Annotated in this window: 7 protein-coding genes; 4 read left to right on the top strand and 3 right to left on the bottom strand. The window is 69.7% G+C overall.

Translation table 11 applies throughout. The annotated features are described in order from the left end of the window. Positions 1–8 precede the first annotated feature (8 nt). From M2165_RS20340 to M2165_RS20330, 3 genes are all read right to left on the bottom strand, one after another. Positions 9–1,463 carry a PHB depolymerase family esterase gene (locus M2165_RS20340; protein WP_280816396.1) on the bottom strand — a complete coding sequence of 485 codons (1,455 nt, stop codon included), beginning with the start codon at positions 1,461–1,463 and terminating at the stop codon, positions 9–11. A 119-nt stretch (positions 1,464–1,582) separates the two neighbouring features. Continuing rightward, complete coding sequence (locus tag M2165_RS20335; RefSeq protein WP_280816395.1) at positions 1,583–2,767, bottom strand: substrate-binding domain-containing protein; 1,185 nt, start codon at positions 2,765–2,767, stop codon at positions 1,583–1,585. A 302-nt stretch (positions 2,768–3,069) separates the two neighbouring features. After that, the gene (locus M2165_RS20330; protein WP_280816394.1) at positions 3,070–4,605 is read right to left on the bottom strand and encodes a sigma 54-interacting transcriptional regulator; all 1,536 of its coding nucleotides are present in this window, start codon (positions 4,603–4,605) and stop codon (positions 3,070–3,072) included. 152 nt (positions 4,606–4,757) lie between these two features. On the opposite strand from M2165_RS20330, the gene M2165_RS20325 reads away from it, so the two are divergent. Genes M2165_RS20325 through M2165_RS20310 form a run of 4 tightly spaced genes read left to right on the top strand, consistent with a single transcriptional unit; the run spans position 4,758 to position 11,339 of the window. Continuing rightward, positions 4,758–5,489: a CerR family C-terminal domain-containing protein gene (locus M2165_RS20325; protein ID WP_280816393.1), complete on the top strand. Its 732-nt coding sequence runs from the start codon at positions 4,758–4,760 to the stop codon at positions 5,487–5,489. Continuing rightward, complete coding sequence (locus M2165_RS20320; protein ID WP_280816392.1) at positions 5,486–7,006, top strand: efflux transporter outer membrane subunit; 1,521 nt, start codon at positions 5,486–5,488, stop codon at positions 7,004–7,006. The genes M2165_RS20325 and M2165_RS20320 overlap by 4 nt, the downstream gene beginning before the upstream one ends. Next, on the top strand, positions 7,003–8,229 hold the full coding sequence (locus tag M2165_RS20315) for an efflux RND transporter periplasmic adaptor subunit (RefSeq protein WP_280816391.1): 1,227 nt from the start codon (positions 7,003–7,005) through the stop codon (positions 8,227–8,229). Before M2165_RS20320 ends, M2165_RS20315 begins: the two co-directional genes overlap by 4 nt. Continuing rightward, positions 8,226–11,339, top strand: a complete 3,114-nt coding sequence (locus M2165_RS20310) for an efflux RND transporter permease subunit (protein WP_280816390.1) — start codon at positions 8,226–8,228, stop codon at positions 11,337–11,339. Before M2165_RS20315 ends, M2165_RS20310 begins: the two co-directional genes overlap by 4 nt. Positions 11,340–11,575 lie beyond the last annotated feature (236 nt).

The raw sequence follows: 11,575 nt of genomic DNA, 5'->3' as shown, positions 1-11,575 counted from the left end.
AAGTGGCCTCAGCAGCTGCCGATGACGTAGTAGCCCGGCGCCGTTTCCTTCAGCGTGGTCGTGACGTAGATGTTCCACAGCCCCATGGCCTGCCCCGAGCCGTAGGCATAGGTGAAGCCGTAGAGCGCATAGGCCCGGCCGGCGATGGTGTGCGTGTAGTTGCTCGTGGTGTAGCAGGTGCCGCCGCCGCTGCCGCCGGTGGTGGTGCCCGTGGCCGCGGCCGACATCGCGCCCTGCACGTTGTTCGCGTCGAGCGCCGCGACGGTCCAGCTGTAGCTGGTCGAGGGCGCGAGGCCGGTGTCGGTGAAGCTGGTGGCCGCAACGGGCGATGCATTGACCTTGCTGCCGCCGCGGTACACGTTGTAGCCGCTCGCGCCCGAGACGCCGGCCCAGCCGATCACCATGCTGGTGCTGGTGGCGCCCGAGGTGCCGACGCCGGTCGGCGCGGGCAGCCCGCTGCCGCCCGAAGAACCCGTGAGGCGATCGATCATCGCCTTCATCGCCATCATCTGCGGCCCCGACTTCTTCGCATAGTTGAGGCTGTCGTAGCCCCACCAGTCCCAGCAGCTGTTGATGGCCGCGGTGCTGGTCTGCGGGTAGACCAGCACGATGTTGTTGGTGTCGGCCCAGCGGTTGTAGCCGGTCTTGCGAACGTACTGGTCGCCCACGTCGGTGTAGTTCTGCTTGCAGCCGTGCAGCACCAGGTGCACGCGGCACGAGACGGTGGTGCAGGCCTGCGGCACGTAGATCCAGCCCGTGGCGGCCATGCCGTGGCCCGAGATGAACTCCGACTGGTTGAACTCGGTGAAGCTGCCGCCGAGCGTGCCGTTGTTGCGCGGGTTCAGCGGGCCGTAGATCTGCTTCAGGATCTCGCCCGCGAGGTCGAAGCCGCAGTTGTTGATGTAGGGCGCGGCGGTGGTGCCGCAGGCCGCGCCGTAGTCGTCCGTCACCATCGCATGGCCTGCGCCGAGGTTGTTCTTGTAGACCGTGTTCGCGGCCGGCACGAAGCTCTGGTAGTAGGTTTTCAGGTCGTCCATCACCGCCTGCTTGACGGTGTTGTCCGAGGTGCCCGAGAACATGTAGACCTTCGAGCTCGCGAGGTTCGAGACGGGGTCGATCGTGCCGTTCGCGGCCCAGCTGTTGGTGGTGCTCACGAGTGACGACACCGGGATGCTGCTCGAATGCGTCATGCAGCGGCCCGTGGCATTGAGCACCGAGCCCTCCGCGCAGTAGTACGGTCCGCCCGCGACGATGCCCGCGCCGCGCTTGAAGGTGGCCGAATAGGCCACGTGCAATTGCACCGCCATGAAGCCGCCGGCCGACAGGCCCGACACGCTCACCTCGGCCGGGTTGGCGCCGAGCGCCGGCAGCGGCACCGCGGCGCCCGCGGTGTGCGCCGCCATCGCCACGGCGGCGGCCGCGGCAAATCCCTTCCAGTTCATCAACAACTTCTTCGCTGGCATGGCTGTCTCCTTCGGTTGTGGGTATGTCGAACGGAAAAAAGGCGCAGGCAGGTCCGCCGTCCCGCAACATCGCGGGACGGGAAGGAAGTGGTTCGAGGCGGTGGCGATCGGCGCTGTGCTCAGCGCTTATTCTTGATGGGGATGTCCATCTCTTCGGGCTTGATCTCGCGCACCAGCTCGGGCACGCCCCAGGCGAAGGCCGGGTCCGCCTTGATCTTGAAGTGGTACATCGACTGCATCGCCTGGTGGTCTTCCTTGCGGAAGGTCATCTTGCCCTTGGGCGTGTCGAAGCTCATGCCTTCCATCGCGGCGATGAGCTTGTTGGTGCCGGTGTCGCCGTTGGTCTTCTTGAGCGCCGTGACCACCGCCATCGCGGCCGAGAAGCCGCCTGCGGTGAAGAAGTCCGGCGGCGTCTTGAATTCCTTGTAGTGCGCCGAGACCATCGCCTCGTTCACCGGGTTCTTCGGGATGCCGAAGTAGTAGTAGGCCGCGCCTTCCATGCCCGGCAGGTTCTTGTAGGCCGCCATGGCCGGCAGGATGTTGCCGCCGGTGGCGATCTCGATGCCGTAGCGCTTCAGGTCGAGGTCGACGATCTTGAACGGATTGCCCGCGCCGGCCCAGACGATCCAGATGATCTTGCGACCCGGCTGGTCCTTGAGCTTGTCGATCAGGCGCTGCGCGCCGGCCGTGAAGTCGGTGGTCGCGGGCGGCAGGTATTCCTCGTGCACCAGCTTGGCTTTCTTGAGCGCGGCGCCGAAGGCCTTCACGCCGTCGCGGCCGAAGGCGTTGTCCTGCGCCAGCGTGGCGACGGTGACGCCGGCCTTGTCGATCGCGACCGCGTTCGAGATCGCGTCCTGGCTCGAATTGCGGCCGGTGCGGAAGATGTACTTGTTCCACTTCTCGCCCGTGATCGAATCGGCCACCGCGGGTTCGACGATCAGGATCTTCTTGTATTCCTCGGCCACCGGCAGCATGGCCAGCGCCACGCCCGATGCGGTCGGCCCCACTGCGAGCGCGGCCTTGTCGTCCGAGTACGCCGCCGCGAGCAGCGACTTGCCGAGGTCGGGCTTGCCCTGGTCGTCCTTCTCGATCACCACGAGCTTCTTGCCGTTGACGGTCATCGTGCCGCCGGTGGCGTAGTCCAGGCCCATCATCAGACCGGTCTGGGTCTGCTTGCCATAGGCCTCGAGCGGGCCGGTCTTGCTGTAGATGTGGGCGATGCGGATCTCGTTGGACTGGGCCCAGGCGGGTGCGCCGACACAGGCGGCGAGCGCGGCCAGGGCGACGAGGTGGCGACGGTTCATTTTTTGTCTCCTTGAAAAGGTGACTGAATATTGCACAGTTCGTGCCATGCGCTAAACCCTTGAAAGCAAAGGCTTCTTCATTCGGGAACGCGATGGATCGGCTGGATTCAGGACAGTTGATTTGTCTTGTTTTCAGACAGATGCCTGATAGTCAGACAGGGTTTACGCGGGGAGGAAAGCGGCATCCGGACGCAGAGGACGCGAAAAGAAAGCCCAAAGGTTTGGAGCCTCCTTCAAGGCTGTTCTTTCGCGTCCTTCGCGAAACCTTCGCGTCCTCTGCGTCCGGCCGTCCGATCCCGCATTCACGCCCCGCCAGCAGCACTCGTCATCCGCTCATACAGCGTCGCCCGCGAAATCCCCAGCAGCCTCGACGTCGCGAGCTTGTTGCCCCCCGTCGCCGCCAGCGCAGCGGCGATCGCGCGGCGCTCCAGCTCGGCCACCTGCTGCGCGAGCGGGCGCAGCAACGCAGCCTGCGCGTCGGCATCGCTCTCGGGCGGTTGGGCTTCGGGCGGCGCGATCTGTTCGAGGCCGGCCTCGCGCAGGATGCGCTCGAGCTGCGCCGCGTCGATGCGCTGCGAATCGCTGCGCATGGTCACCTGCTCGAGCACGTTGCGCAGCTCGCGGATGTTGCCGCGCCAGTGCTGGCCCGCGAGCAGCGCCAGGGCATCGGGGGTGAGCTCGGGCGGAGCCTCGCCGCTGCGCAGCGCCATGTCCTCGCCGAGCGCCTCGACGAGCGCGGGAATGTCGGCGCGCCGCTCGCGCAGGGGCGGCACGCGCAGCGGCAGCACGTTGAGGCGGTAGTACAGGTCCTCGCGGAACTGGCCGCGCCGCACCAGCTCGGGCAGGTCGCGCGAGGTGGCGGCGATCACGCGGGCGTCGAAGGGAATCAGCTTGTTCGAACCGAGCGGCTCGATCTCGCCCTCCTGCAGCGCGCGCAGCAGCTTGGCCTGGAGCCCGAGCGGCATGTCGCCGATCTCGTCGAGGAAGAGGCTGCCGCCGTCGGCCAGCTTGAACTTGCCCTCGCGCCCGCGCTTGTCGGCGCCGGTGAAGGCGCCGGGCGCCACGCCGAAGAACTCGGCCTCGAGCAGCGTGTCGGGCACGGCCGCGATGTTGAGGCTGACGAACGGGCCCTTCGCGCGCGACGAGGTCGCATGGATCGCATGCGCGAGCAGTTCCTTGCCGGTGCCGGTTTCGCCGAGCAGCAGCACCGGGCTGGTCGACTGCGCGGCGCGGCGCGCATGGCGCTTGACCTCCACCGCCGCGGGGCTGCTGCCGATGAAGCTCGCGAAGGTGTACTTGGAGCGCCGCTGGCCGTCGGCCGCATGCTGGTAGAGCGGGTTGTTGCGCTGGCTCGCCAGCTCGCGCCGCGCATCGTCGAGGTCGCGCTGCAGCAGCGCGAACTTGCTGATGAGCGGCTGCAGCGTGGTCTCGGGCTGGTCGAAGAGCACGATGCCGATCGCGCCGATGACTGCGCCCGCGCCGCCCTCGCCTTCCTCGCGCAGCGGAATGCGGCTGACGACGAAGGTGCCCGCCTTGTTGGTCAGCAGGTCCACGAGGATCGGCTCGCCGGTCTCGAGCACGCGCCGCATCTGCGTGTTCGGGATCACGTCCTCCACCATGTGGCCGAGGAACTGGTCGATCGACGAGAAGCCCAGCGCCGGCAGGAAGCGGCGGTAACCCTCGTTCACCCAGACGATGCGCCCCGTGCTGTCGACCAGGAACATGCCCTGGCTGATGCTCGAAAACAAATGAAACATCGAGCGCGCGGCCAGCGCGAGAATGCCCTCCGCGTCGAGCGGCAGGGCGGAAGGTGCGGCAGCGGGAGGGACGGCGGACATGCCCGGAACTGTAGCGCGCCTCCCCGTCCGCCCACCTCGCAGCGGCGCTGGCAAATGTGCCGATGGCACATTGGCGCGGCGGTACAAAGAAAGCCCACACGGCGCCTTAAGTAAATCAAACGTTTGATTTGCCGCATGGTGTAATGCGGGCCATGAGCGCCACCGCCCTGCAGGTCATTTCTTCCGCCCGCGCCCCGCGCAGCGACGGCGTGGAGGCACGCCAGCGGCTTCTCTACGCCGCCCTCGCCCTCTTCGCCGCCAAGGGCTACGCCAAGACCTCCACGCGCGAGATCGCGCGTTCGGCCGGCGTGAACATCTCGGCCATCAGCTACTACTTCGGCGACAAGGCCGGGCTCTATGCCGCCACCTTCGGCGAGCCGATGGGCGGCAACGCGGGCGATTTCGTCTCTCTGTATGCCGCGCCCGAGCTGCCGATCGAAGAGGCGCTGCACATCTACTTCACGCGCATGATCGAGCCGCTCAAGCAGGGCGAGATCGTGCGCCAATGCATCCAGCTGCACCTGCGCGAGATGCTCGAGCCCACGAGCCAGTGGGCCAAGGAGATGGAACGCGACATCAAGGCGCCGCACCAGGCGATCGCGGGCGTGCTGTGCCGGCATCTCGGCCTGGCGCGGGCCGACGACGACGTGCATCGCCTGACATTCGCCATCACCGGCCTCGCGATGCAGCTCTTCGTGAGCCAGGACCTGGTCGACGCGATCCGTCCCTCGCTGCTGAACACGGCGCGCAGCGTGGACGCCTGGGCGCAGCGGCTCACGGGCTATGCGATCGCGCTGGTCGAGGCCGAGGTGCTGCGCCGCCAGGCCGCGGCTCCTGCAAAGCCTGCGTCCACGCCCCCCCGTACCCGGAGAAAGAAGACATGAACCGACTTCGATGGATGGCTGCCGCCCTCTGCGCGCCGCTGGTGCTCGCGGGCTGCGGCTTCGCGCGCCCGCCCGCGCAAGTGGAGGCGCCGCTGCCCGCGCAGTGGCATGCGCCGCTGCCGCACGGCGGCTCGCTCGCGTCGCTGGCCGCATGGTGGCGCCAGCTCGACGATCCGCTGCTCGACGAACTCATCGCGGCGGCCGAAGCCGCCAGCCCGAACGTGGCGAGCGCTGCAGCGCGCGTGGCCGAGGCGCGCTCGACGCGCGTCGCGGCCGGCGCGGCGCTGCTGCCGAACCTCGACGGCTCGCTGTCGGCGAGCCGCGGGGTCTCGGGCTCGTCCTTCGGCTCGGGCGCGTCGGGCGGCACCGGCGGCGCGGCTTCGGGCAGCACCGGCGGCGGCAGCGGCAGCGCCCTCTCGGCCGCCGCGCCGATCACCACGCTGCAGGCCGGCCTGCAGTCGCAGTGGGAGATCGACCTGTTCGGCCGCCTGCGCGCCGACCGCGACGCGGCGCAGCGCCGGCAGGAAAGCGCCGATGCCAAGTGGCACGAGGCGCGCGTGGCCGTGGCCGCCGAGACCGCCAATGCCTACTTCGCCGAACGCGCCTGCCAGCAGCAGCTGCGCGTGGCCGAATCCGACGCACGCTCGCGCGGCGAGACGGCGCGGCTCACCGACCTGTCCGCACGCGCGGGTTTCACGGCGCCGGCCGATGCCGCCCTGGCCCGCGCCAGCGCCTCGGACGCCTCGGGCCGGCTGACGCAGCAGCGCGCGCTCTGCGCCGTGCAGCGCAAGGCGCTGGTGGCGCTCAGCGGCATCGACGAAACCGCGCTCGAACAGAAGCTCGCCGCCGCGCCCGCGCAGCGCGCGCTGCCGGCGGTGGGCAGCGTCGCCAGCGTGCCCGCGCAGGCGATCTCGCAGCGCCCCGACGTCTACGCCGCCGAACTCGGCGTGGCCGCGGCGAGCGCCGACGTGGGCGCCGCCGAGGCCGCGCGCTATCCGCGGCTGTCGCTCTCGGGCTCGATCGGGCGCATGCAGTTCCGCACCAGCGGCTTCCGCGAGACGCTCGACACCTGGACCATCGGGCCGGTCGCGCTCACCGTGCCGCTGTTCGACGGCGGCACGCGGGCCGCGAACGCCGAGGCCGCGAAGGCGCGCTACACCGAAGCCGTGGCGCTCTACAAGGCGAACGTGCGGCAGGCGGTGCGCGAGGTCGAGGAGGCGCTCGTCAACCTCGACAGCACCAACGCGCGCGCCGCCGATGCCGACGCCGCCGTGCAGAACTACCAGGCCTCGTTCGATGCCACGCAGGCGCGCTACCAGAGCGGCCTCGCGAGCCTGTTCGAACTGGAGGATTCGCGCCGCACGCTGTTCGCCGCGCAGACGGCGCGCGTGTCGCTGCAACGCGAGCGCACCGAAGCCTGGGTCGCGCTCTACCGCTCGATGGGCGGCGGCTGGAACCGCCCCGAATCGCCCGCAATGACTTCCAACCCGGCCCACAAGGTCGCGACGACGCCATGAAAAGAATCAAACGCTCCACCCTGGTCATCGCCGTGCTGGCGGTCCTCATCCTCGCTGCCGCGGCCGTGTGGCTGACGCGCAAGCCGGCGAACGAGGCCGCCGACGCCAAGGGCAAGGACGGCGCCGCCGCGGCCCGGCCCGCGCTCACGGTCACCGTCGCGAAGCCCGAGCCCACCGAGCTGATGCTCACGCTCGCGGCCAACGGCAACGTCGCGGCCTGGCAGGAGGCGCTCGTCGGCTCCGAGTCCAACGGCCTGCGGCTCGCCGAAGTGCGCGTGAACGTGGGCGACGTGGTGAAGAAGGGCCAGGTACTGGCGGTCTTCTCGCCCGAGACGGTGCAGGCCGACATCGCGCAGGCGCGGGCCTCGCTCGCCGAAGCCCGGGCCACGGCGGCCGATGCCGCCGCCAACGCGGCCCGCGCCCGCACGCTGCAGGCCACCGGGGCGCTGAGCCAGCAGCAGATCAACCAGTACCAGACCACCGAGCAGACCGCGAAGGCGCGCGTCGAGGCGGCCGAGGCGGTGCTGAAGGCGCAGGAGGTGCGCGGCCGCAACACGCAGGTGCTGGCGCCCGACGACGGCGTGATCTCGTCGCGCACCGCCACCGTCGGCAGCGTGGTGGCCGCGGGCACCGAGCTGTTCCGGCTGATCCGCCAGGGCCGGCTCGAATGGCGCGCCGAAGTCACCTCGGCCGAACTCAGCCGCGTCGCGGTCGGCACGCCGGCCTTCGTGGTCGGCGCGAGCGGCGCGCAGGTGCGCGGCAAGGTGCGCAGCATCGCGCCCACGGTCGATCCGCAGACGCGCGCCGCGCTGGTCTACGTCGACCTGCCGAACGTGCAGCAGAACACCGGCATCAAGGCCGGCATGTTCGCGCGCGGCGACTTCGAGCTCGGCCGCAGCACCGCGCCCACGGTGCCGCAGAGCGCCATCGTGCCGCGCGACGGCTTCAACAACGTCTTCGTGCTGCGGCCCGACAACCGCGTCACGCAGCTGAAGGTGCAGACCGGCCGGCGCCTCGCCGAACGCGTGGAGATCACGAGCGCGCTGCCCGAGGGCGCGCAGGTCGTGGTGCAGGGCGCGGGCTTCCTGAACGACGGCGACCTGGTGCGCGTCGTCGCCGCGACCGCCCCGGCCGCCACGCCCGAGGAAGCGGCAGCCCGGCCCGCCGCGGCACCGGCCTCGGCGCCCGGCGCCGGCAGCACCGAAACGAAGGTCCGCCCATGAACGTTTCCGCATGGTCCATCCGCAACCCGATCCCGGCGGTGATGCTGTTCGTGCTGCTCACCTTCGGCGGGCTGCTCTCGTTCAGCGCGATGAAGGTGCAGAACTTTCCCGACATCGACCTGCCGACCGTCACGGTCTCCGCGGCGCTGCCGGGCGCCGCGCCTTCGCAGCTCGAGAACGACGTCGCGCGCAAGCTCGAGAACTCCATCGCCACCATCCAGGGCCTGAAGCACATCACGACCAAGGTGCAGGACGGCGCCGCCACGCTGATCGTCGAGTTCCGCCTCGAGAAGCCGGTGCAGGAAGCCGTGGACGACGTGCGCTCCGCGGTGCAGAAGGTGCGCTCCGACCTGCCCGCGGACGTGCGCGACCCGGTGGTCACCAAGCTCGACTTCGCGGCGCAGCCGGTGCTGGCCTTCACCATCGCCTCCTCGCGCATGGACATCGAGGCGCTGAGCTGGTTCGTCGACAACGACGTCAGCAAGAAGCTGCTCGCGCTGCCTGGCGTGGGCGCGGTCAACCGCGTGGGCGGCGTCACGCGCCAGGTGCACGTGGACCTCGATCCCGCGAAGCTGCAGGCGCTCGGCGCCTCGGCGGCCGACATCTCGCGCCAGCTGCGCCAGGTGCAGACCGAAAGCGCGGGCGGCCGCATCGACCTCGGCGGCAGCGAGCAGCCGGTGCGCACGCTGGCCACCGTGCAGTCAGCCGACCAGCTGGCAGACATGCAGATCGCGCTGTCCGACGGCCGGCGCATCCGGCTCGACCAGGTGGCGCGCATCAGCGACACCATCGCCGAGCCGCGCGCCGCCGCGCTGCTCAACGGCAAGCCTGTGGTCGGCTTCGAGGTGGCCCGCAGCCGCGGCGCGAGCGAGGTCGAGGTGGGCCGCGCGATCCAGAAGGCGCTGGGCGAGATGCGGGCGCAGCGCCCCGACCTCGAACTGACCGAGGCCTTCAACTTCGTCGACCCGGTCGAGGAGGAATACGACGGCTCGCTGCACCTGCTGTACGAGGGCGCGATCCTGGCCGTGGTGGTGGTGTGGCTGTTCCTGCGCGACTGGCGCGCCACCTTCGTCTCGGCGGTGGCGCTGCCCATGTCGGTGATCCCGGCCTTCATCGGCATGCACCTGCTGGGCTTCTCGGTCAACGTGATCTCGCTGCTCGCGCTCTCGCTGGTGGTCGGCATATTGGTCGACGACGCGATCGTGGAGGTGGAGAACATCGTGCGCCACCTGCGCATGGGCAAGTCGCCGTATGAAGCGGCGATGGAGGCGGCCGACGAGATCGGCCTCGCGGTGATCGCCACCACCTTCACGCTGATCGCGGTGTTCCTGCCCACGGCCTTCATGAGCGGCGTGGCCGGCAAGTTCTTCAAGCAGTTCGGCTGGACCGCCTCGCTCGCGGTGTTCGCCTCGCTGGTGGTGGCGCGGATGCTCACGCCGATGATGGCCGCCTACATCCTGAAGCCGATCGTCGGTGCCGAGAAGGAGCCGGGCTGGCTCAGGGCCTACATGCGCGCCGTGGAATGGAGCACGCACCACCGCTTCAAGACGATGGTGCTCGCCACTCTCTTCTTCTTCGGCTCGCTCGCGATGATCCCGCTGCTCAAGACCGGCTTCATCCCGCCCGACGACAACTCGCAGACGCAGGTGTACCTGTCGCTCGCACCCGGCTCCACGCTGGCGCAGACCACCGCCGCGGCGGAGGAAACGCGCCGCCGCGTGATGCAGATCCCGCACGTGAAGAGCGTCTACACCACCGTGGCCGGCGGCAGCGCGGGCGGCGATCCGTTCGCCAACTTCGGCACGCCCGAGACGCGCAAGGCCACGCTGACCATCAAGCTCGACGACCGCGGCGACCGGCCGCGCAAGCAGGTGATCGAGAACCAGATCCGCGAGGCGATGCAGACCCTGCCCGGCGTGCGCAGCACCGTCGGCCTGGGCGGCTCGGGCGAGAAGTACATCCTGGCGCTCACCGGCGAGGACCCGGCCGCGCTGTCGGCCGCCGCGAGCGCGGTCGAGAAGGACCTGCGCACCGTGCCCGGCCTGGGCAACATCACCTCCACCGCGAGCCTCGTGCGCCCCGAGATCGCGGTGCGCCCCGACTTCGCGCGCGCCGCCGACCTGGGCGTGACGAGCTCGGCCATCGCCGAGACGCTGCGCGTCGCCACGCTCGGCGACTACGACCAGGCGCTCGCCAAGCTCAACCTCGCGCAGCGGCAGGTGCCCATCGTGGTGAAGCTCGAGGACTCGGCGCGCCAGGACCTCGACCTGATCGGCCGCCTCTCGGTGCCCGGCGCCCGCGGCCCGGTGATGCTGAGCCAGGTGGCCTCGCTGACGATGGAGGGCGGCCCCGCCGTCATCGACCGCTACGACCGCTCGCGCAACGTCAACTTCGAGATCGAGCTCTCGGGCGTCGGCCTGGGCGATGCGAAGACGGCCGTCACCAGCCTGCCCTCGATCCAGAAGCTGCCGCCCGGCGTGCGCGTGACCGAGATCGGCGACGCCGAGGTCATGACCGAGCTGTTCGCGAGCTTCGGCCTCGCGATGCTCACGGGCGTGCTGTGCATCTACATCGTGCTGGTGCTGCTGTTCAAGGACTTCCTGCACCCGGTGACGATCCTCTGCGCGCTGCCACTGGCGCTCGGCGGTGCCTTCGTCGGCCTGCTGATCGGGCAGAAGGCCTTGTCGATGCCGTCGCTGATCGGCCTGATCATGCTCATGGGCATTGCGACCAAGAACTCGATCCTGCTGGTGGAATACGCGATCGTGGCGCGCCGCGACCACGGCATGAGCCGCTGGGACGCGCTGCGCGACGCCTGCCACAAGCGCGCGCGGCCGATCATCATGACCACGCTGGCCATGGGCGCCGGCATGGCCCCGATCGCGCTGGGGCTCAGCGCCGCCGACTCCAGCTTCCGCTCGCCGATGGCGATGGCGGTGATCGGAGGGCTCATCACCTCCACGGTGTTGAGCCTGCTGGTGGTGCCGGCCGTGTTCACCTACGTGGACGACATCGAGCACTGGATTCGGCGGACCGTGCGGCGCTTGCGCGGGTTGCCGGCGGATCCGCACATCGACGACGATCTGGTGGAGCGGCCGGCTTCTTCTTGATGGTGGCTGTGCTGGTTTGGGGGCGGGGGCCGGGTCTCGCCCCGGCGGGCGACTCACTTTCTTTGCTTCGCCAAAGAAAGTAAGCAAAGAAAGGCGACCCCCACTGTCTGCGACCCCTCCGCTGCGCTACGGGGCAACCTGCGGTGCTCGCGTTTCGCGGGGTCTCGCAGAACTCGCTTCGCTCAAACAGCTGCGAGCCCTGATCCGCGAAACGCTCCGCTCCTCGGCGCAGCCAG

The organism is Variovorax sp. TBS-050B (genome assembly GCF_029893635.1).
GTDB lineage: Bacteria > Pseudomonadota > Gammaproteobacteria > Burkholderiales > Burkholderiaceae_C > Variovorax.
The sequence above is the reverse complement of the archived record's forward strand: the minus strand, read 5'-3'. Positions and strand labels throughout refer to the sequence as shown.